The organism is Pseudomonas sp. BSw22131, from assembly GCF_026810445.1.
Taxonomy (GTDB): domain Bacteria; phylum Pseudomonadota; class Gammaproteobacteria; order Pseudomonadales; family Pseudomonadaceae; genus Aquipseudomonas; species Aquipseudomonas huanghezhanensis.
This window is the reverse complement of record NZ_CP113949.1, coordinates 168,314-189,768: the sequence shown is the minus strand read 5'-3', so window position 1 is coordinate 189,768 and position 21,455 is coordinate 168,314. Positions and strand designations below refer to the sequence as shown.

Sequence of the window (21,455 nt, the reverse complement as noted above, 5' to 3'; positions counted from 1 at the left end):
TGACACAGCTGGCCCCACGCCCGTCACAGAGCCTTCCTACTCTTCGAGTCGATTCCGACGACATCGCTGACTTCAGGTTTTAAACAACGTGAATGCTCTCTTTTTCACTTATTTGTTTAACCTCTGAGGTCCCACATGTCTGTTATCCACCCCCCCACACTACTCCCCCAAGAGCCCGACGATCCGCTGCCGGAGTTGCAGTTCGCCTTCGAACCCATGCAGAGCATCTCTAAGGAGCTGCTTTTCTCATTCGCATCCGGACAGCGCCTTGAGGGGTACGCCCCGCTTGAAAACGTCGCGCCGTTCGACGGTGTCTACAACATTGAAGGTCTGCTCTTTGTCACGTTTGAAGACGCGGTTTACCAGGTAGACCTCGACGCTACCCGCTATGCCTTCGAGATCATAAAGCCCTACGTACCGTATGCGCCTGTCCCAGAGCAAGATCCCGACCTGGATCAGCAACTGCAGGAATGCCGGCTTCGCTACGAAGCGTCCACCCGAGCATGGCAGTTGCACCACATTGATGAACTGCCTACGGGCCAAGTGCCTGCTAAAGCGAGAGTGAACCGCCTTCCCGTACAGGTCGATGGGTTGTTACGGGATGAAGATGTCATCACCCTCGAAGCCACTACGCGAGAATTCCTGCAAGAGCAGTCGAACGCAGCATCCGATAATCCGGCAACAACCCGCGACACTCGCTCACTATTCCATCTGCTGTCACATACCTTGCTGGCTGAGCAAGGCACCGCTGACATTTCGCAGGCTGCAATCAGGACTGTGTTCGAGAACATGCTCAGCTCACCGACAGCCAACCAACTGAGCCAGAAGCTGCTGCGCGCATTGGGCTGGTTCGGCGGGCTTACAGGCGAAGAAGCCGACACGCACATCAGCAAGCAGTTGATCTGGGCAGCACTCATGCTGGAACTTGATCCGGTGGCAGGGCAACTGCAGGGGTTTGTCGCGGGTTATTGCACCGAGGATCCTCATCACTGGGGCCTGTCGTACGGTCACCGCCGTGCGCAATTGCGGGTGCATCTCAAACGGCGCACATGGACAGATGCTGAACCCAATGAAAATGCGGCCTGCCTGGCGGCTCACATACTGACTCCGGCCATGCCGGACTTCGCCGTTATGCACATCCCCGAAACGCTGAAGTATGGCACCGTTCCTTGGGTCAACTTTACCCACGGGGTTGCCCTCGCCAATGCAATCGACCCGATCCGATCTACCCCGCTCACTTATGAGCAACTGCTGCAACTGGCGCTGGACCTGAGCCAGGATGCCACACAGGATGAGATAACGCTGATCGCCGCTACTCGGCTAGCACCGACGCTGCAATGGGCTTACGCGCACGATGTCCTCACGAGAACTCCGAGACGCGAACCTACCGCCCTTGAAATAACGCACGCGGTAACTGCACTCGATGAGCATATTTCACGCGTTGAAGCGGCAGTCAAGGCAATCGCGCGTGAGATGCCGGATCGTCTTGCAATGGCCAATCAGGTATTCGCAGACCGCTTTGGCTTTAGTGCAGATTCATTGAAGGGACAGTTGATGGTTCCAACTTCGTTCGGCAAGCGTCTTGAGCTGTCACTGCGAAGTTTGGTCTTTTCCCCCCCAGAACCATCCAACTCACCAGCAGAGCGTTACACCGGACGCTATACGCTTCTGGATGTATTCATGGCTGGCCATATGAAAAACGGGGTTGACCTCTTTGAGCCGTCGCTGGTCGGGGTCCAACACCGTGAATTAAGGGAGAGCAGCATAAATCGAGACCTTAAGCGACTTGAAGGAATCGACATGCCAGCATTGTATGAGGATGCATTCGACCGCTACGCCCTCGACGCCAAATCAAGCTACCCCGTGCTTATCGAACAAACACTTTCGACAATGCCGAGCCGGGACAGGGCTGCAATAAACGCAGGGAGGGTAAGCATTTACTCGCTGCGCCTGGAAACCGGTAAGACGGTGCAGTCAGAAGAAGAGCAAGACCGACAGAACAGTCGTGGAAGGTTTGGATTTATCGTCGGCTGCGAATACCACGGTGACCATTTTTTTTATGAGGTCTTTCCGCTGACAGGCGCACTCATACGTCATACAGGTAGAAGCACATTTCCGACCGCATTCGAGGTTGAGCCCCGCCCCCCCGGTAGCAGGAACATCCATCAAAAAGGGAAGCTGCTCGATCTGGACTGGAACCCCTACGCCGAACTGGTAAGTCCGCGCAAAGGAAAAACGTCGACAGTCATCCCCCACTTGATCGCTACATTCGATCCCACTGGCGAAAACATTAATTACGCACCGCTCGCCACGATGCGCCTCACGAGGATTGCCGAGTATGCAGCCGCTCAAAATCTGTTTTTCAATGAAGGGCTGAGCCGCGACTACCATCGTCATGAAAGCCATTCGGAAAAGATTGCCAAACAATACCCGCCTGTTCTCCAGAGTTTCGAGATTATCGTGCCTGGACTCGCCTGCGCGAGATCGCTGGCGACCAAAGAGGCGGCCGTGTTGACCTGCTCCTTGGAAGCAGCGGGGATATTGCTGTATCCCGTGATCAGGTTACTTGGCGGCACGGTGAAGTTTTTGACAGGGACGTTGAAATTTGGAATCCGGCTTGTACTCCCAAAGTTTGCAGGCATTACTGCTTCGGCCTTGAAACTGACAGGGGCACACATCTGGCAGGGGATGAATCCGAAGATCCTGATCACCCTTGCGCGAACCTCTTTGAACGCTCGCAAATCACGACAAAGCTTCTTGATGGGGGTGCAGGCCCTGACCCAGCGTTATCGTCTCAGATTCCCTACACACCAGGCGGAGCAATACACCCACGTTGGGAGTTTGTTCTCAAGCGTCAACGCTCGCAGTTGGCGGCCCCCGCTACCCTCGGACCAGCTTGCAAGACTCGGCGGCGTTACCAATGTACCAATCAGATCGCTTTCGACCTCCACTTCGTCAACACGAGTTGGTTATCACTTGATCAACCCGTTTACAGGTCTGGCCTACGGTCCCAGGCTGATAAAAATAAAATGCGGATTTAAGCCCCCACAACGCGTTAACAACCGCATTGGCTATCCAATGTCAGGCCGTGGCTCGGTATCGGCACTGCTGCCAAGACCGGTTTCCGGAGTGAAGGGGAACAAAATTAAAACCCGGAAAGAACTCGATGAAGCGCTGGCGAAAAAGGGCTCATTGGCGGGCAATCTTCTGGACGATATTCGTGCGGAATTCGACGAAGGTGCTGATCTTTATACCTATAAACAAGACGATGGAACGGAGAGTCTGATGGTGCAGGACATTGGTCAGCAAACGTACGCCGATCTCTTCACCAACGGCACGGTGAATGTTGGGAAAACTTACGACTATAAAGTGCTCAACAGTTGGGGGACGCTCAAGGACGAAGCAGCGGGCGTGCAACGCGTCTCAATAGATCGTATTACATCGGGGAGGACAAATCTGGTCCCCGCCCGGGTCCAGTCGGCCAAGCAGGCTATCGAGGAGGGAGTTCCGCTTCTGCCCGTTGACGTGCGCAGAACAGGGGCTGGCTATGTCGTCGTCAACGGCAATCATCGAGTCGAAGCGGCGAAGCAACTTGGGCTGCGCGACATACCTATCAACGTCGTTGATTGAAAACTTCCCGCTGCAGCTTCAGGGCTGCAGCAATTTCTGCAATCGGGCCCGGTCCACTTCATAAGCTGCATCGGCTTGCTGCCGAGTGGTCTGATAACGCTGGATATCGCCTTTGAGGTTTTGCTGCTGGTCACGTAGGTCGTCCATTTGATCGATCAGCGTCTTGGGCACCTGTCGCCCCGCTCGCTCCTGATCGGCCGCCTGGCTTTGCAGCGAAGCTTGCTGGGCGACAAGGCCTTGAACGTTGCCTTGGGCAACGGCGATCAGAGCGTCCAGTTCGGCAAGCCTGCGTGTGCGGGCACGATCAATATCGGCAAGACTGGTGTAGAGGTGGGTAAGTTGAGCATCCGCGTCAGCCTGGACTTTGGCCGCCTGCGCCTGACGGACTTCTTCGGCTGACGGCGCAGGGGGGATCACCTGAATCACACGACCGCGTTGATTCAATACTTCATAGCCTTTGCCAACGTACTCGGGCGGCACACCCTGCGTGTCCATCACCGTTACACCCCGACTGTCGACGTAACGGTAAAGCAAGATAGACGGGTTATCGGCCGCCTCTACAGGCGTGAGGGCACTCACGCCCCACGAAAGACAAAACACTACGGCGCCCAGCTTGAGCATAAAACCCCATCCTCTGGCGACTCAGATTCCGTACTGAGCCCGGTAAGCTTCTACAGCGGGCAAATGCTGCTTGAGCTGTGGATCGTCCGCCAGGTATTCGAGCACCTGATTGAGCGAAACGATGCTCACAACCGGAATGCCAAAATCACGCTCGACTTCTTGGATCGCCGACAGCTCAGCGTTGCCTCGCTCTTGGCGATTCAACGCGATCAACACACCCGCAGCCTTCGCGCCTTGATGGTTGATGATCTGCATCACTTCGCGAATCGCCGTACCGGCGGTGATGACGTCGTCGATGATCAACACTTCGCCTTCAAGCGCCGCTCCCACCAAGCTGCCACCTTCGCCGTGATCCTTGGCTTCCTTGCGATTGAAGCACCACGGCAGGTCGCGCCCGTGATGCTCAGCCAACGCCACTGCTGTGGCTGCCGCCAGAGGGATACCCTTGTAGGCTGGACCAAACAGGACGTCGAATGAAATACCACTTTCAACCACTGCGGACGCGTAGAAACGTCCCAGTTGCGCCAAGGCAGAACCGCTGTTGAATAGACCGGCATTGAAGAAGTAGGGACTGGTGCGTCCAGACTTGAGAGTGAACTCACCGAAACGCAAAACCCCACGTTCGATGGCAAAACGGATGAAATCGCGCTGATACGCCTGCATGAAAAAAGCCCCGAATACCACGGATTTAGCTAATTAGGTAGAGCTCGGGTATCATACACGCACGTGATTTTTGGGGCCATTTATGCGGATCATCAGTGTGAACGTAAATGGCATTCAGGCCGCAGTCGAGCGTGGTTTGCTCAGTTGGCTGCAAGCTCAGAATGCCGACGTCATCTGCCTTCAGGACACCCGCGCCTCCGCCTTCGAACTGGACGATCCAGCCTTCCAGCTGGATGGCTACTTCCTTTATGCCTGCGAGGCTGAAGTCCCTACCCAAGGTGGCGTGGCGCTTTACTCGCGGTTGCAGCCGAAGGCGGTCATCAACGGGCTAGGGTTTGAGACAGCCGACCGCTACGGGCGTTACCTGCAGGCAGATTTCGACAAAGTCAGTATTGCAACGTTGCTGCTTCCTTCGGGAATGAACGGCGACGAAGACTTGAACCAGAAATTCAAGCTCATGGATGACTTCGGCAAATATCTGGACAAGCAACGTCGCAAGCGTCGCGAGTACATATATTGCGGCTCGCTGTATGTCGCTCAGCAGAAGCTAGACATCAAGAATTGGCGCGATAGCCAGCAATCTCCGGGCTTCCTTGCGCCGGAGCGTGCATGGATGGACGAAATCGTGGGCAACATGGGCTATGTCGATGCCCTGCGCGAATTCAGCCGGGAAGGCGATCAGTACAGTTGGTGGCCAGATAACGAACAAGCCGAGATGCTCAATCTGGGCTGGCGGTTCGACTACCAGTTGCTGACCCCAGGCCTGCGCCGCTTCGTACGCAGCGCTCGCCTGCCACGTCAACCGCGCTTCTCGCAGCACGCGCCGTTAATCGTGGATTACGACTGGACGCTGACAATCTGACGTCCCGACGCACGCAAAAAAGCCGACTTCATGTCGGCTTTTTTTCGCGTGCTGATCGGCGAGCACTTAGTCATCAAGAGTAAAAACTTATTTCACCAGCCGCCAAATAAACGGATAGCGGTAAGCGACACCATCGTTGGCCTTTATACCCGCAATGATGGTCAGCACCAGCGCAACGGTGCCCACCAGCATCAACAACGGGAAGCCAACGACCACGATCATCAGCAGAAAGCAGATCATAGTCGCGATGGAAACCGTGATCTGGAAATTCAGTGCTTCCTTGCCCTGCGCATCGATGAACGGGTCGGTTTCTTTCTTGAGCTGCCAGACAATCAGCGGCCCCAACAGATTACCGAAAGGAAATACCAAACCAAAGAACGCCGCAAAATGACACAGCATCGCCCACTGGCGAGCTTCCTTACTCGGCAACGGCAGCGGAGGCTGGCTGTCAATCATGGCGCGTTCCCTGGAGTAATAAAGCGTTAGTCGGCCAATGCGGCTTTCTGCAATTCGAACAACTCGGTCATGCCTTTCTGCGCCAGCGCCAGCATTGCATTGAGCTCTTCAGGCTGGAACGGCGCGCCCTCTGCGGTGCCCTGCACTTCGATAAAGCCACCGGCGCTCGTCATGACGACGTTAAGGTCGGTTTCGGCCGCCGAGTCTTCCAGGTAATCCAGATCCAGCACTGGCTCACCTTGATACATGCCCACGGACACAGCTGCGATCATCTGCTTGAGCGGATCGCCAGCCTTGAGGCCACCGCGCTTCTTGATGGTCTTCAGCGCATCAACCAGCGCAACCATGGCGCCGGTGATCGACGCAGTACGGGTACCACCATCAGCCTGAATCACGTCGCAATCGACATACAACGTGACGTCGCCCAGCTTGGACATGTCCAGGGCAGCGCGCAGCGAGCGACCGATCAAGCGTTGAATTTCCAGGGTGCGGCCGCCTTGTTTGCCACGGCTGGCTTCACGCTGATTACGCTCGCCGGTAGCACGCGGCAACATGCCGTACTCGGCGGTCAACCAGCCTTGGCCCTGACCTTTGAGAAAGCGCGGCACACCGTTTTCGACGCTGACGGTGCAGATCACTTTCGTGTCACCGAACTCGACCAGCACAGAACCCTCGGCGTGCTTGGTGTAGTTGCGGGTGATGCGGATCGAGCGGAGCTGATCGGCAGCGCGACCACTTGGACGTTTCATCTGGGATACCTGTACTGAGACGGAAAACTGCCGAGCATTATAGAGGCGACTACCTGCCCTGGGCATAGCTAATCGATACGCGATGACCACTGGCAGCATTCGGCAGCCCGGAAAGTCTAAGCTTCACAACGTTGTGAGGATCATGCATCGCCTTGCACACAGCGTTATTTGGGCGCATACGCCGCACTGCGCTACAATCCTGCGCCTTTGTAGCCCGTCGATTTGTCACGACGTCAATTCGGGCGAATCTCGCCCGATGCCGGCTTTTCCCATGCCTGACTTTTTTGAGGTAATTCCCATGGTGCACAGCATGACTGCTTTCGCCCGAGCCGAGCGCGCCGGCAGCCAAGGCACCCTCACTTGGGAATTGCGCTCAGTCAACCATCGCTACCTTGAGCCTCACCTGCGTCTGCCGGAGTCGTTTCGCGATCTGGAGGGTGCTGTGCGCGAAGCGCTGCGTCAGGGTCTGTCCCGTGGAAAAGTGGAATGCACGCTACGTTTTACCGAGGAAACTGCTGGCAAGCCGCTGCAGGTAAATCGCGAGCGAGCCGGGCAATTGATCGCTGCGGCAGAAATCGTTGCCAGCCTGATAAAACAGCCATCAGCCCTGAACCCTCTCGAAGTCCTGGCCTGGCCGGGCGTGCTGGTGGCTGATGCCGCTGACCCGCAAGCCCTGAACAACGACGCATTGGCTCTCTTCAACGATGCGCTTGAAGAGCTGAAAGCGGGCCGCGCGCGCGAAGGCGCAGACCTCGCCAGACTTCTCGACGAACGGCTTGGCGCCATCAACACCGAAGTCGCGACCCTGCGCACGCTGGTGCCGCAGATGCTGGCAACACAGCGCCAGAAGGTGCTCGACCGCTTCAACGATATGAAAGCCGAGCTGGACCCGCAGCGTCTGGAGCAGGAAATGGTCCTGCTGGCGCAAAAAAGCGATGTCGCCGAAGAGCTAGACCGTCTCAGCACCCACGTCACCGAAGTGCGTCGCGTGTTGAAAACAGGCGGACAAGCCGGGCGCCGCCTGGATTTCCTGATGCAGGAACTCAACCGCGAAGCTAATACACTGGGCTCCAAAGCCTTTGATCCTCGTAGCACTCAGGCTGCGGTCAACCTCAAGGTGTTGATCGAGCAGATGCGCGAACAAGTGCAGAACATTGAGTAAGGCCAACCCCGACATGACACACAGCACCGGCACCCTGTACATCATTTCCGCCCCTTCCGGCGCGGGCAAGACAAGCCTGGTCAATGCCCTGATCAATGCTCAGACTCAGATTCGCGTGTCGGTGTCTCACACCACGCGTGCCATGCGTCCGGGCGAAGTAGACGGCGTGAACTACCACTTTGTCGACCGCGCCGAGTTCGTGCGGATGATCGACCACGGTGACTTTCTCGAGCAGGCGGAAGTCTTCGGCAACCTGTATGGCACTTCGCAAAGCCGCCTTCAGCAAACGCTGGACGAGGGCCATGACCTGATTCTGGAAATCGACTGGCAGGGCGCCGAGCAAGTGCGCAAACTGATGCCGCACGCCCGCTCGATCTTCATCCTCCCGCCGACCCAGCAGGCACTTCGCCAACGCCTGACCAATCGCGGCCAGGACAGCGACGAGATAATCGAAGGCCGTATGCGTGAAGCGGTCAGTGAGATGAGTCATTACGTTGAGTACGATTACATCGTCATAAATGACGACTTCGCTAGCGCGCTCGAGGACCTCAAAGCCATTTTCCGAACCAATCTGCTGAGTCAGGAACATCAGCAGCAACGTTTCGGTGAGTTGCTGGCCCAGTTGTTGGCTTAAAGCTGCAAGAATGTATCCGTTTCGCTGCTTTTTCTTGTGGCTTGAAGCTTAAAGCTTAAGGCTGATGAAATCTTTCCTTCCCTAAACGCTGGTGATTTTTTAAACTGCTGAGTCCGCTCGCCCAACCGGGCAACGCGCATATCGCATTTGCTACGAGGAATACCCATGGCTCGCGTAACCGTTGAAGACTGCCTAGAACACGTGGATAACCGTTTTGAGCTGGTCATGCTCTCTACCAAACGTGCTCGTCAACTGGCAACCGGCGGCAAAGAACCAAAGCTGGCCTGGGAAAATGACAAGCCTACCGTCATGGCACTGCGCGAAATCGCCGCTGGCCTGATGGATTACGCTGTGATCGCAGAAGCCGAAATCGTTGAAGATGAGCCGCTGTTCGCGGCCTTCGAGGACGAGTCCAACGAGGCCGTTTAAGCCTATGCCAGGTCGACGTAGTACGGCGCAGGGTCACTGTCAGCGGCGAGGATACTCACCATGCCGAGCATAGACGCCCTCGCCGATCGCCTCTCGACCTACCTCGGCAAAGACCAGGTCAATCTGGTTCGCCGGGCGTATTTCTATGCCGAACAGGCTCACGACGGCCAACGCCGTCGAAGCGGCGAAGCCTACGTCACGCATCCACTGGCGGTGGCCAATATCCTTGCTGACATGCACATGGACCATCAGAGCCTGATGGCCGCCATGTTGCATGACGTGATCGAAGACACCGGCATCGCAAAAGAAGCGCTCTGTGCGCAGTTTGGTGAAACTGTGGCCGAACTGGTCGACGGCGTCAGCAAACTGACCCAGATGAACTTCGAAACCAAAGCCGAAGCTCAGGCCGAAAACTTCCAGAAGATGGCCATGGCCATGGCACGCGATATCCGCGTGATTCTGGTCAAGCTCGCAGACCGCCTGCACAACATGCGCACACTGGAAGTCTTATCCGGTGAAAAGCGCCGCCGCATCGCCAAAGAAACCCTCGAAATCTATGCGCCCATCGCCAACCGCTTGGGCATGCACAGCGTGCGTATCGAATTCGAAGACCTGGGTTTCAAGGCGATGTACCCCATGCGCTCCTCGCGCATTGGCCAGGCCGTCAAACGTGCACGGGGCAATCGAAAAGAGCTGGTTAACAAGATCGAAGAATCTCTGAGCCACTGCCTTGCAGTCGACGAGATCGAGGGCGAAGTCAGCGGCCGTCAGAAGCACCTGTACGGCATCTACAAAAAGATGCGCGGCAAGCGTCGGGCATTCAACGAGATCATGGACGTTTATGCGTTCCGCATCATCGTCGACAAGGTGGACACCTGCTATCGCGTCCTTGGCGCTGTACACAATTTGTACAAGCCGCTGCCTGGACGTTTCAAGGATTACATCGCAATCCCTAAAGCCAACGGCTACCAGTCGCTGCATACGACGCTGTTCGGAATGCATGGCGTGCCCATAGAAATCCAGATTCGCACTCGCGAAATGGAAGAAATGGCCAATAACGGGATTGCGGCACACTGGCTGTACAAGTCGTCCGGCGATGAGCAGCCAAAAGGCACCCACGCACGCGCACGCCAGTGGGTAAAAGGCGTGCTGGAAATGCAGCAACGTGCCGGCAACTCGCTGGAATTCATCGAAAGCGTCAAGATCGACCTGTTCCCTGACGAGGTGTATGTGTTCACGCCCAAGGGACGAATCATGGAGCTGCCCAAAGGCTCCACGGCCGTCGATTTTGCTTACGCCGTCCATACCGACGTTGGCAACAGTTGCATCGCCTGCCGGATCAACCGCCGACTGGCGCCGTTGTCTGAACCGCTGCAGAGCGGCTCCACAGTCGAAATTGTCAGCGCCCCGGGCGCACGGCCAAATCCTGCCTGGCTTAACTTCGTGGTCACCGGTAAGGCGCGCACGCATATCCGCCATGCGCTCAAGCTGCAACGGCGCTCCGAGTCCATCAGCCTGGGGGAGCGGCTGTTGAACAAGGTGCTTAACGGGTTCGAAACCAACCTGGAGAAAGTACCCGCCGAGCGCGTGGGACTGATCCTTGCCGAGTACCGGGTCGAGGTCATTGAAGACCTCCTCGAAGACATCGGCCTGGGTAATCGCATGGCGTATGTCGTTGCCCGCAGGTTGCTGGCCACCGAAGGCGAAGAACTGCCCAACGCCCAAGGTCCGCTGGCGATTCGCGGCACTGAAGGGCTGGTCCTCAGCTATGCCAAATGCTGCACGCCTATCCCGGGCGATCCTATCGTCGGGCACCTGTCTGCGGGCAAAGGCATGGTGGTGCATCTGGACAATTGCCGAAACATCAGCGAACTGCGCCACAATCCGGAAAAATGCATCCAGCTGTCCTGGGCCAAGGATGTCACGGGCGAATTCAACGTCGAGCTGCGTGTCGAGCTGGAACACCAGCGCGGCCTGATCGCGCTGCTGGCCAGCAGTGTCAACGCGGCGGACGGCAACATTGAAAAAATCAGTATGGATGAGCGCGATGGCCGCATCAGCGTGGTCCAACTGGTGGTCAGCGTGCACGACCGCGTACACCTGGCCCGCGTGATCAAGAAACTACGCGCCCTCACCGGCGTGATCCGCATCACCCGCATGCGCGCGTAGCCACCCCCCGTTAACAGGAGTTCTTCATGAGCAAGACCGTCATTACCAGCGATAAAGCGCCTGCTGCCATCGGCACGTACTCTCAGGCAATCAAAGCTGGCAACACTGTCTACATGTCCGGACAGATCCCACTCGATCCAAAGACCATGGAACTGGTTGAAGGCTTCGAAGCCCAGACCGTTCAGGTGTTTGAAAACCTGAAGTCGGTTGCCGAAGCGGCCGGCGGCTCATTTAAGGACATCGTCAAGCTGAACATCTTCCTGACGGACCTGAGTCACTTTGCCAAGGTCAACGAGATCATGGGCAAGTATTTTGAACAGCCTTACCCTGCTCGCGCGGCGATTGGTGTAGCGGCTTTGCCCAAAGGCGCCATGGTTGAGATGGACGCCATTCTCGTTATCGAGTAAATCCCTCGCGGAGCGCTTTGCGTTCCGCCACCCCCTCTGAGAAAAGGAAGGACTCCGCTTATGCGCGTTGCGTTCGCCCTCTCGCTGCTGGCCGCACTTTTGAGCGGCTGCGCCAGCCATTCCAACCCTAGTCCTGACGGGGCCTGGATCAACCAGACAGCCATCGATGCAGCCGCTGAAGGCGGAAACCTGCGTCAGGCCTTGCTTGCCCACGGGCCGAATCTTGAGTGGAACATCGACACCAAGGGCGGCAAGGCAATCGCGTCGAACGGCTTTGAGCTCAGTGAAGGCAAGATTGTCAGCGCCGCCGACGGCAAGTTGCGCATCGACTTTTATGGCAATTCTTTTGAAGACTTGACGCTCAAAGGAGACGCATTGGTCCAGACCGCCACCGACTCCGGCCCCGAGCAGCGCTTCAAAGCACCGAAGGAAGCCGCACCTGCCGGCGCTCAGCCAGGGACCAGCTTCGAACGCGGTCTTTACAGTGCCTACCTAGGCGGCAAATGGTCCATCGTCCAAGGCGAGGGGCAAGGCGGCGTGGTTGAATTCCAGCCTGATGGCAGCGTGTCCGGCCTGCCGGGCAATGACCGTTATGCGCTATGCCTGGCTGGCGACTGTGCAGCCATGAGTGGCGAATACGACAGCATGTGGCTTGAAAAGAACGAGCAGGGCAACCCTTGGATATTCGTTCGCAGTGGTAATCAGCTGGAAATTTTCCAGGCAGTGAACAACGCCAAAGCTGATGAAATGCCAGATCTGCGTCCTGGCGCCAGCCAGTGGGTGTTGCAGAAGAACTGATTGACTGCGCTTCATAGCTTTTAGAGCGCGCTTGCCGCGATGAGTGAGGTCCGTACGACGGGCCTTCCTGGCAAGTGCGCTTCTACAAGGTCGGTCAGGCGCTCACGCCTCAGCCTTCAACATCGCCTCATACCCTTCCCGATAACTCGGATAACGCAACGTCCAGCCCACGGCTTTGGCGAGCGTGTTGCTGCAACGCTTGCTCCCGGCGCGGCGTATGCTGGTCTCTTCAGACCACTCGGTTACGCCCAATCGTTGGCGCATCCATTGCACCACGTCAGACAACGGATCAGGCGCATCGTCCACGCCGATGTAGCAGTCTTCCAGCGCAACGCCTTGCTCATCCGCCTGCAGCAGAAACGCCAAAAGCCCAGCCGCATCGTCGGCGTGTATCCGGTTGCCATATAAAGGCGGGTTGATTGCCACGCTGTAGCCCTGACGCACTCGGTTCATCAAGTCGCTGCGGCCCGGCCCGTAGATGCCGGTCAGCCTGACCACGCTTGCTGCAAACCCGCTATTAAGTGCGACTTGCTCGGCCTCAAGCATTATTTCACCGGAAAACCCGCTGGCCAGCGTCGGCGAGCTTTCATCCACCCACTCTCCCTGCTGCTGGCCGTAGACGCTGCTGCTGGAGACAAAGATCAGACGTTTTGGCCGCTGACCACTGCGATGGGTCCAGTCAATCACGTGACGCAACCCATCTACATAAGCCGCCCTATAGCCGGCTTCATCGCGGTCGGTGGGCGTCGCGCAGTACACCAGATAATCGATCTCACCCGCGGGCCACTGTGCAGGCATCCGGGTGTCGAAAAGGTCTGCACTGACGCCAACGACATGCTCCGGCAGACGCTCAATCGAGCGGCGTAGCCCGTAAACAGTCCAGCCATGCGGCAGCAACTGCAAAGCCAAGCGACTGCCGATATCGCCGCAACCGGCGATCAAAACGCGAGGGGCCGCCATGTTAAATCTCCAGATCAGATGGGGTTCCGATCGCGTAAACAGGCCGTACAACTGACCGGCGAGACGCGATTGAAAGAAAAAAAGAAACTCTGTTACTTTCGTTAACGAGAATTACTTGCAATAATGCTGGCCCTTTGTTCTCCTCCGCTCGCCTCGCGCCAGCGCGACGTCTCGAGAACGAACACCTATTTTTCACCTCAGGTCCGGTCAGCATGATACCTATCCCAGCCCCCGCTTCACCTATCAAGCTTCCACACCTGCCTCGTGCAATGCGCGGTATCGCAGCAATGCTGTTCAGCCTGATGCTGACACCGGTCGCTCTGGCAGATGCCACCGCGCCAACGCAACCCACCTCTGTACAATCAGCGGCGCCGACTTCTACACCGATTGACACCGCCGCCGCCCCTCCCGTTCAAGCGCCTGCCGCTCCAGCCGAGTCAATGGAAGCTGCGCCCGAGGAGAATAGTCTGGGCATGTCCCACGACCTGTCGCCGTGGGGCATGTACAAAAACGCGGATGTCGTGGTCAAGGCCGTGATGATCGGTCTGGCAATTGCCTCGATCATCACCTGGACTATCTGGATATCCAAAGGCTTCGAACTGCTGGGCGCCAAGCGCCGTCTGCGGGGTGAAATCGCCAATCTGAAGAAAGCCCGCACGCTGGACGAAGCCAGTGCCAGCGCCAGCAAACAAGGCACCCTGGCCAATCTGCTGGTGCATGACGCGCTCGAAGAAATGCGCCTGTCGGTTAACAGCCGCGAACGCGAAGGTATCAAAGAGCGTGTGAGCTTCCGCCTCGAAAGGCTGGTGGCCGCGTGTGGCCGCAACATGAGCATGGGCACCGGCGTGCTCGCCACGATCGGCTCTACCGCGCCCTTCGTGGGTCTGTTCGGCACCGTGTGGGGCATCATGAACAGCTTCATCGGCATCGCCAAAACCCAGACCACCAACCTTGCAGTCGTAGCGCCCGGCATCGCCGAGGCCTTGCTGGCGACCGCGCTGGGTCTGGTTGCAGCGATTCCGGCCGTTGTCATCTATAACGTCTTCGCCCGCTCGATTGCAGGCTACAAAGCGCAGGTGTCCGACGCCTCCGCACATGTGCTGCTGCTGGTCAGCCGTGATCTGGATCACCAACCTGTTGCTGAGCGTAGCCAGACGCCGCACATGGTAAAAATGGGGTAAACCATGGGCCTGCATCTGAACGAAGGCGGCGATGATCTCGTCGAAAACCACGAAATCAACGTCACGCCGTTCATCGACGTGATGCTGGTCCTGCTGATCATCTTCATGGTGGCAGCCCCGCTGGCAACCGTAGACATCAAGGTCGACCTGCCTGCTTCCACGGCAAAACCTGCACCGCGACCCGAGAAACCGGTGTTCCTCAGCGTCAAGGCTGACCAAAGCCTGTACCTGGGCGACGAGAAAGTCGCACGCGAGCTGATCGGTCCAACGCTCGACGCCAAGACCAAAGGCAAAAAAGACACGACGATCTTCTTCCAGGCCGACAAAGGCGTGGATTACGGCGATCTGATGGAAGTCATGAACGCGCTGCGCAGTGCCGGGTATTTGAAAGTCGGGCTGGTCGGTCTTGAGACGGTTGGTAAGAAATGATCAGTAGGCGCCAAAAACTGACGCGCTATAGCGGTAGTCTGTTGTTGGTGCTGGCGGTCCATGCCATTGCGATCATCGTCGCCTTGCGCTGGCCCACTTCGCAGGCCATCGAGCTACCACCGGCGGCGATGATGGTCGAGTTGGCACCCATTCCCGAGCCTGCGCCCCCGCCACCGCCAAAGGTGGTGCAGCCGCCACAGCCTCCAGCGCCTGAAGAGCCGCTACCGATCCCGCCGATTGCCGAAGCGCCAAAACCGGAAATCGCGATTCCCAAACCGGTCAAGCCCAAGCCCAAGCCCCAACCACCCAAGCCGGTAAAAAAGATCGAGCCACCGAAGGAAGAAAAGCCAGCTGACGAAAAGCCGGTAGACACGCCTCCTTCCAACGCCAAGCCGGAGAAATCAGCAGCGCCACAAGCGGCGCCTCCTGCACCGCCGAGCAATGCATTGCCCAACTGGCAGGGCGATCTGTTGCGTCACTTGAGCAAATTCAAGCGCTATCCGGAAGATGCGCGTCGGCGCGGCACCCAAGGCATCAGCCGCTTGCGCTTCGTGGTCGACAAGGACGGCAACGTACTTTCTTACGAAATTGCGGGGGGATCGGGCAGTGCAGCACTGGATCGCGCCACGCTTGAAATGATTCGTCGAGCGCAGCCGCTGCCCAAGCCTCCGGCCGAATTGCTCAACAATGGCTCGTTAGAAGTGGTCGCACCGTTCGTTTACTCGCTGGATAAACGCTGAAACCTTGATTTTGTTAAACCGATTGGGCTGATAACGTGCGTCTATCGATTGCACCCGCTATGCTGGGGCCGCAGCTTAATGGACGCACGTTATGACCCTTACAGAATTGCGCTACATCGTTACCCTCGCTCAAGAGCAGCACTTTGGCCACGCGGCCGAGCGCTGCCATGTGAGCCAGCCTACCTTGTCGGTGGGCGTCAAAAAGCTGGAAGATGAACTCGGCGTGCTGATTTTCGAGCGCAGCAAGAGTGCTGTACGTCTTACGCCGGTTGGCGAGGGCATCGTGGCTCAGGCACAAAAAGTGCTCGAACAGGCCCAAGGCATTCGTGAACTGGCCCAAACCGGGAAGAATCAGCTCACTGCTCCTCTCAAGGTCGGCGCAATCTATACCGTAGGGCCTTATCTGTTCCCGCACCTGATTCCACAACTGCATCGGGTCGCCCCGCAAATGCCGTTGTACATCGAAGAGAATTTCACCCACGTATTGCGCGACAAGCTGCGCAACGGGGAGCTCGACGCGATCATCATCGCGCTGCCGTTCAACGAAGCCGACGTTTTGACGCTGCAGCTATACGACGAACCTTTCTATGTCCTGATGCCTGCCGATCATCCCTGGACGCAGAAAGCCACCATTGACGCCTCGGCGCTCAACGACAAGAGCCTGCTGCTGCTTGGTGAAGGCCATTGCTTCCGCGATCAGGTGCTTGAAGCATGCCCAACGCTTGTCAAAGGCGGGGACAGCGCAAAACACACAACGGTTGAGTCAAGCTCGCTGGAAACCATCCGCCACATGGTGGCTTCGGGACTGGGTGTTTCGATCCTGCCGATGTCCGCAGTCGACAGCCATCACTACGCGCCCGGCGTCATTGAAGTGCGTCCACTGTCTCCACCGGTGCCGTTCCGCACAGTTGCGATCGCCTGGCGTGCGAGCTTCCCCCGTCCCAAAGCCATCGAAATTCTTGCCGATTCCATTCGTCTGTGCTCGGTTGCCAAACCTAAAGCACAAGCGAGTTAAGCAGGCAGTATGACGGAGCTGTCACACGTCTCGGTGACGGCGCTCAAGGGCGTCGGCGAGGCCATGGCTGAAAAGCTGGCAAAGGTCGGCCTGGAAAACATTCAGGACGTGCTTTTTCATCTGCCGCTGCGCTATCAGGACCGAACCCGCGTCGTGCCCATTGGCCAACTGCGCCCTGGGCAGGATGCGGTGATCGAGGGCGTGGTCAGCGGCGCCGATGTGGTGATGGGAAAGCGCCGCAGCCTGTTGGTGCGGCTTGGCGATGGCACCGGCGTACTGAGTCTGCGTTTCTACCATTTCAGCAACGCGCAGAAGGACAGCCTGAAACGTGGCACCCACGTTCGCTGCTATGGCGAGGCACGTCCCGGTGCGTCAGGGCTTGAAATCTATCACCCTGAGTACCGCGCGCTGACGGGCGATGAACCGCCCCCGGTGGACGTGACGCTCACGCCAATCTACCCGACGACCGAAGGCCTGACTCAGCAGCGCCTGCGCCAGCTGTGCCAGCAGAGCCTGTCGATGCTCGGCCCCAAAAGCCTTCCCGATTGGCTGCCCGAAGAGCTGGCCCGCGATTACCAACTGGCACCGCTCGACGAAGCCATTCGTTATTTGCACCATCCCCCCGCCGATGCCGATGTTGAGGAGCTGGCGCTGGGTCATCACTGGGCGCAGCACCGGCTGGCGTTCGAGGAACTGCTGACTCATCAATTGTCCCAGCAGCGCCTGCGTGAAAGCCTGCGCTCGCAACGGGCGCCTGCATTGCCCCCTGCCAAAAAGCTGCCCAAGCAGTTTCTCGCCAATCTCGGATTCCCGCCGACGGGTGCACAACAGCGGGTGGGTAACGAAATTGCATACGACCTCAGTCAACACGAACCCATGCTGCGCCTGATTCAGGGCGATGTGGGCGCCGGTAAAACTGTGGTCGCCGCGCTGGCTGCGCTGCAGGCCCTTGAGGCAGGCTATCAAGTGGCGCTGATGGCGCCGACCGAGATTCTGGCCGAGCAGCATTACATCAACTTCAAACGCTGGCTGGAGCCGCTGGGCATCGAGACCGCCTGGCTCGCGGGCAAGCTCAAGGGCAAGGCGCGCGCCACCTCGCTGGAGCAGATCGCCACCGGCACACAGATGGTCGTGGGCACCCACGCGCTGTTTCAGGATGAAGTGCAGTTCAAGAATCTCGCGTTGGTGATCATCGACGAACAGCATCGCTTCGGCGTGCAGCAACGTCTGGCGCTGCGCAAAAAAGGCGTCGGCGGACGAATGTGCCCTCATCAGTTGATCATGACCGCAACGCCGATTCCGCGAACGCTGGCCATGAGCGCGTACGCAGACCTGGACACCTCGATCCTTGATGAACTGCCGCCCGGCCGGACACCGGTCAACACCGTGCTGGTGGTCGACAGCCGCCGCATCGAAGTGGTCGAACGGGTGCGTAACGCGTGTGCGGAAGGCCGTCAGGCGTACTGGGTATGCACCCTGATCGAGGAGTCCGAAGAGCTGACCTGCCAAGCCGCCGAAACCAGTTTTGAAGAGTTGACCAGCGCCCTCGGCGAGCTGCGTGTGGGCTTGATTCATGGCCGTATGAAACCCGCTGAAAAAGCTGCGGTAATGGCCGAGTTCAAACAGGGCGCGCTGCAACTGCTGGTGGCAACCACGGTTATTGAAGTGGGGGTTGACGTGCCCAATGCCAGCCTGATGATCATTGAGAACCCCGAGCGGCTGGGCCTCGCGCAGTTGCACCAGTTGCGCGGGCGTGTCGGGCGAGGCAGCGCGGCGAGCCATTGCGTGCTGCTCTACCACCCGCCGCTGTCGCAAATTGGCCGCCAGCGGCTGGGCATCATGCGTGAAACCAACGACGGCTTCGTGATCGCGGAAAAAGATCTGGAGCTTCGCGGCCCTGGGGAAATGCTCGGCACACGGCAAACCGGCCTGCTTCAATTCAAGGTCGCAGACCTGATGCGAGATGCAGATTTGTTACCTGCTGTCAGGGACGCCGCCCAGGCGCTGCTCGAACGATGGCCGAAGCACGTCAGCCCATTGCTGGAACGGTGGCTGCGACATGGCCAGCAGTACGGTCAAGTGTGAAGCAGTCAGCGCAATCCATGACTGCCACACCCTCATCGTAACTAAGCTGGTTATACTCCAACGATTGTAGGAACTTGGATCCAGACCATGACAGAAGTTGCCCACGTCGACCCCACCACTCGCGCCTCGTCTGTCGTACGGCAGCTGCTTGGCAAATTGGCCATCAATTGCCGCGAAGTCATGGCCGATAAACACATCCCTATGGCACAGAAGGTTCAAGCGGTTCTGGTGGACGACTCTGTCGGGGCGCTGCTGATTCTGTTCCCGCAAAGTCACTTGCTGGACCTGAGCCGGATCACTGAATTAACCGGGCGCAAACTGACAGCGGTGTCTCAGGAGCGCATTGAGCAGATGCTGGAAAAACACAACCTGCGCGTCCTGCCGGCGCTCCCCGCTTTGACCAGTTGTCCCTGCCTGTACGAAGAACGCATGCTGCAAGAGCCCCTGCTGCTTATCGACTCGGGCGAACCAGGCGTGCTGCTGGAGATTTCCAGCGACGACTTCAGGAGCATGCTGAGCAAAGCCAGTGCGGCACGCTTTGGCGAGCCTGTGACTGCGATTCAGCCGAACCTGCACCGTCCGGACGATGACCGTCAGGAGATCAGCAAGGCAATGCAGGACTTCACCGCCCGGCGCATCCAACAGCGTCTTGAAGCAACAGTCGAGATCCCGCCGCTGGCTGACACTGCGCAAAAAATCATCAAACTGCGTGTTGATCCCGACGCAACCATCGACGACATTACTGGCGTGGTCGAGACCGATCCGTCACTGGCCGCTCAAGTGGTCAGTTGGGCGTCATCGCCCTATTACGGCTCTGCCGGGAAGATTCGTTCTGTAGAAGATGCGATCGTGCGGGTACTGGGGTTCGATCTGGTCATCAACCTCGCACTTGGCCTGGCGCTTGGTAAAACCCTGAGTCTGCCGAAGGATCATCCGCAACAGTCGACGCCATACTGGCAGCAGTCCATCTACACGGCCGCTGTGATCGAGGGGCTGACGCGGGCAATGCCGCGGGCAAAGCGTCCTGAGAGTGGCCTGACCTACCTGGCCGGTCTGCTGCATAACTTCGGCTATCTGCTGCTGGCTCACGTGTTTCCGCCGCATTTCTCGTTGATCTGCCGGCAGATCGAGGTCAATCCGCACCTGCATCACAGCTTTGTCGAGCAGCATTTGCTGGGCATCACACGTGAGCAGATCGGCTCGTGGCTGATGCGTAACTGGGACATGCCGGAAGAACTGTCCACCGCACTGCGCTTCCAGCACGACCCGCATTACGACCGTGAACACGCGGCCTACGCGAATCTGGTTTTTCTGGCGGTGGGCCTGCTGAAGAATCAAGGCATTGGCTCTGGCCCGGCTGAAGACATTCCGGACGAGCTGTTCGAGCGCCTGGAATTGCCACGCGAAAAAGCCGATGACGTGGTGCACAAAGTGCTCGAAGCAGAAACTCTACTGCGGGAACTGGCTGCGCAGTTTCACTGACAGCCAGTAGGCCGCAGGATCCCTCCCGGGCAGGGAGTTTATCCTGCGGTCATCTATTTCTTCTTTCTCGGCTTCAGGTACTTCATCAGGCCCTGAAACCACATCACCAGGCCGGTGTTGCCTTTGACCTGAATGTTTTTGTCCTGAACGCCCTGCATGAAGGCCAGTTGCTTGTTTTTCGCCTGCAACGTGGCGAAGCCGTACGCGGCGTCCTTGAAGGCTATGGAGAACGCCGGCTCCGGTACAACGCCGCCGTGGCTGCTGATTCGCTGGTTTCTGACGATGAAATGCCGAGCAACTTTGCCGTCAAATGTCTGCAGTTGAAAGGTCAGGTCTTTGCCCGATAGCTGCTGTTGAAACGCAGGATTGTTGCGACTGGCGCGGGCCATCAGCAACCCGAGCGCCCACAATAAAAAACGAAATTTCATGCCCAAAGCTCTCAGCTGATCAGTCTGGATGTCGCGACCGAATCGCAGTGTAGCGGGCTTGTATCAGGCAGTCGCACGTAGAACCAGTCGGTCGCAAATGGCGACATAGATCCTTGCGCAGGCTCAAACCACAGACGAAAAAAAGGGCATTCAACACGCGTTGATATGCCCATTTTTTTGCTCTGCGCCTCCCGCTAAGGCGTCGAACTTATTTAGCGGCCTTGGCAGCTTTGGCGGCTTTCGGTGCTGTTTCTTTTTCTTTTACCGGATTGACGCTGTCTTTCAAAAACTTACCCGGTTTGAACGCCACCGTGTTGCTTGCCTTGATCTTCACCGGCTCACCCGTTTGCGGGTTTTTGCCTGTCCGTGCACCGCGATGACGCTGCAGGAAAGTACCAAAACCTACGAGGGTTACAGTGTCTTTGCGGTGCAAGGCACCCGTGATTTCTTCCAGGACCGCGTTGAGTACGCGATTGGCTTGTTCTTTGGTGAGGTCTGCTTTTTCAGCGATGGCGGCTGCGAGATCTGGTTTACGCATATGAAGCCTCTTTTACG

Annotated in this window: 21 protein-coding genes; 14 read left to right on the top strand and 7 right to left on the bottom strand. The window is 57.7% G+C overall.

Features of this window, described 5'->3' with window-relative positions; genetic code table 11:
• Window positions 1-135 precede the first annotated feature (135 nt).
• A complete protein-coding gene (locus tag OYW20_RS00770) occupies window positions 136-3,630 on the top strand; it encodes a ParB N-terminal domain-containing protein (protein ID WP_268798848.1) in 3,495 nt (1,164 codons plus the stop codon).
• An 18-nt stretch (window positions 3,631-3,648) separates the two neighbouring features.
• Here OYW20_RS00770 and OYW20_RS00765 read toward each other — a convergent pair whose 3' ends face one another.
• Window positions 3,649-4,251: a DUF4124 domain-containing protein gene (locus OYW20_RS00765; RefSeq protein WP_268798847.1), complete on the bottom strand. Its 603-nt coding sequence runs from the start codon at window positions 4,249-4,251 to the stop codon at window positions 3,649-3,651.
• 21 nt (window positions 4,252-4,272) lie between these two features.
• Window positions 4,273-4,914 carry an orotate phosphoribosyltransferase gene (pyrE, locus tag OYW20_RS00760; protein WP_268798846.1) on the bottom strand — a complete coding sequence of 214 codons (642 nt, stop codon included), beginning with the start codon at window positions 4,912-4,914 and terminating at the stop codon, window positions 4,273-4,275.
• Between the two features lie 82 nt (window positions 4,915-4,996).
• Between pyrE and OYW20_RS00755 the strand changes: the two genes are divergently transcribed.
• Window positions 4,997-5,776, top strand: coding sequence for an exodeoxyribonuclease III (locus tag OYW20_RS00755; protein WP_268798845.1), 780 nt, complete (start codon window positions 4,997-4,999; stop codon window positions 5,774-5,776).
• Between the two features lie 87 nt (window positions 5,777-5,863).
• Here the strand turns inward: OYW20_RS00755 and OYW20_RS00750 are convergent, their stop codons facing one another.
• Both OYW20_RS00750 and rph read right to left on the bottom strand, forming a co-directional pair.
• Window positions 5,864-6,232: a DUF4870 domain-containing protein gene (locus tag OYW20_RS00750; protein WP_268798844.1), complete on the bottom strand. Its 369-nt coding sequence runs from the start codon at window positions 6,230-6,232 to the stop codon at window positions 5,864-5,866.
• Window positions 6,233-6,258: 26 nt separating this feature from the next.
• Window positions 6,259-6,981 carry a ribonuclease PH gene (gene rph, locus OYW20_RS00745; RefSeq protein WP_268798843.1) on the bottom strand — a complete coding sequence of 241 codons (723 nt, stop codon included), beginning with the start codon at window positions 6,979-6,981 and terminating at the stop codon, window positions 6,259-6,261.
• Window positions 6,982-7,279: 298 nt separating this feature from the next.
• Here rph and OYW20_RS00740 point away from each other — a divergent pair, with 298 nt between their 5' ends.
• The 6 genes from OYW20_RS00740 (at window position 7,280) to OYW20_RS00715 (ending at window position 12,580) form a co-directional block, all read left to right on the top strand.
• The gene (locus OYW20_RS00740) at window positions 7,280-8,143 is read left to right on the top strand and encodes a YicC/YloC family endoribonuclease (protein ID WP_268801240.1); all 864 of its coding nucleotides are present in this window, start codon (window positions 7,280-7,282) and stop codon (window positions 8,141-8,143) included.
• Window positions 8,144-8,156: 13 nt separating this feature from the next.
• Window positions 8,157-8,777, top strand: a complete 621-nt coding sequence (gene gmk, locus OYW20_RS00735; RefSeq protein ID WP_268798842.1) for a guanylate kinase — start codon at window positions 8,157-8,159, stop codon at window positions 8,775-8,777.
• A gap of 165 nt (window positions 8,778-8,942) precedes the next feature.
• The gene (gene rpoZ / locus OYW20_RS00730; RefSeq protein ID WP_002551500.1) at window positions 8,943-9,206 is read left to right on the top strand and encodes a DNA-directed RNA polymerase subunit omega; all 264 of its coding nucleotides are present in this window, start codon (window positions 8,943-8,945) and stop codon (window positions 9,204-9,206) included.
• A gap of 60 nt (window positions 9,207-9,266) precedes the next feature.
• Window positions 9,267-11,375 (top strand): bifunctional GTP diphosphokinase/guanosine-3',5'-bis pyrophosphate 3'-pyrophosphohydrolase, encoded by a 2,109-nt coding sequence (spoT, locus tag OYW20_RS00725; RefSeq protein ID WP_268798841.1) that lies wholly within the window; start codon window positions 9,267-9,269, stop codon window positions 11,373-11,375.
• 26 nt (window positions 11,376-11,401) lie between these two features.
• Window positions 11,402-11,782 carry a RidA family protein gene (locus OYW20_RS00720; protein WP_268798840.1) on the top strand — a complete coding sequence of 127 codons (381 nt, stop codon included), beginning with the start codon at window positions 11,402-11,404 and terminating at the stop codon, window positions 11,780-11,782.
• 60 nt (window positions 11,783-11,842) lie between these two features.
• Window positions 11,843-12,580 carry a hypothetical protein gene (locus OYW20_RS00715; RefSeq protein WP_268798839.1) on the top strand — a complete coding sequence of 246 codons (738 nt, stop codon included), beginning with the start codon at window positions 11,843-11,845 and terminating at the stop codon, window positions 12,578-12,580.
• 102 nt (window positions 12,581-12,682) lie between these two features.
• Here the strand turns inward: OYW20_RS00715 and OYW20_RS00710 are convergent, their stop codons facing one another.
• Window positions 12,683-13,540 (bottom strand): SDR family oxidoreductase, encoded by an 858-nt coding sequence (locus OYW20_RS00710; protein ID WP_268798838.1) that lies wholly within the window; start codon window positions 13,538-13,540, stop codon window positions 12,683-12,685.
• Between the two features lie 212 nt (window positions 13,541-13,752).
• Between OYW20_RS00710 and exbB the strand changes: the two genes are divergently transcribed.
• The 6 genes from exbB (at window position 13,753) to OYW20_RS00680 (ending at window position 20,472) form a co-directional block, all read left to right on the top strand.
• Window positions 13,753-14,721, top strand: a complete 969-nt coding sequence (gene exbB / locus OYW20_RS00705; RefSeq protein WP_268798837.1) for a tonB-system energizer ExbB — start codon at window positions 13,753-13,755, stop codon at window positions 14,719-14,721.
• Between the two features lie 3 nt (window positions 14,722-14,724).
• On the top strand, window positions 14,725-15,150 hold the full coding sequence (gene exbD, locus OYW20_RS00700; RefSeq protein ID WP_268798836.1) for a TonB system transport protein ExbD: 426 nt from the start codon (window positions 14,725-14,727) through the stop codon (window positions 15,148-15,150).
• Window positions 15,147-15,890 carry an energy transducer TonB gene (locus OYW20_RS00695; protein ID WP_268798835.1) on the top strand — a complete coding sequence of 248 codons (744 nt, stop codon included), beginning with the start codon at window positions 15,147-15,149 and terminating at the stop codon, window positions 15,888-15,890. Before exbD ends, OYW20_RS00695 begins: the two co-directional genes overlap by 4 nt.
• Window positions 15,891-15,981: 91 nt before the next feature.
• The gene (locus OYW20_RS00690; protein WP_268798834.1) at window positions 15,982-16,905 is read left to right on the top strand and encodes a hydrogen peroxide-inducible genes activator; all 924 of its coding nucleotides are present in this window, start codon (window positions 15,982-15,984) and stop codon (window positions 16,903-16,905) included.
• A 9-nt stretch (window positions 16,906-16,914) separates the two neighbouring features.
• The gene (gene recG, locus OYW20_RS00685) at window positions 16,915-18,990 is read left to right on the top strand and encodes an ATP-dependent DNA helicase RecG (protein WP_268798833.1); all 2,076 of its coding nucleotides are present in this window, start codon (window positions 16,915-16,917) and stop codon (window positions 18,988-18,990) included.
• 87 nt (window positions 18,991-19,077) lie between these two features.
• The gene (locus OYW20_RS00680) at window positions 19,078-20,472 is read left to right on the top strand and encodes an HDOD domain-containing protein (RefSeq protein WP_268798832.1); all 1,395 of its coding nucleotides are present in this window, start codon (window positions 19,078-19,080) and stop codon (window positions 20,470-20,472) included.
• Window positions 20,473-20,525: 53 nt separating this feature from the next.
• Here OYW20_RS00680 and OYW20_RS00675 read toward each other — a convergent pair whose 3' ends face one another.
• Complete coding sequence (locus OYW20_RS00675; protein ID WP_268798831.1) at window positions 20,526-20,900, bottom strand: SCP2 sterol-binding domain-containing protein; 375 nt, start codon at window positions 20,898-20,900, stop codon at window positions 20,526-20,528.
• Window positions 20,901-21,108: 208 nt separating this feature from the next.
• The gene (locus OYW20_RS00670) at window positions 21,109-21,438 is read right to left on the bottom strand and encodes an HU family DNA-binding protein (RefSeq protein ID WP_268798830.1); all 330 of its coding nucleotides are present in this window, start codon (window positions 21,436-21,438) and stop codon (window positions 21,109-21,111) included.
• Window positions 21,439-21,455 lie beyond the last annotated feature (17 nt).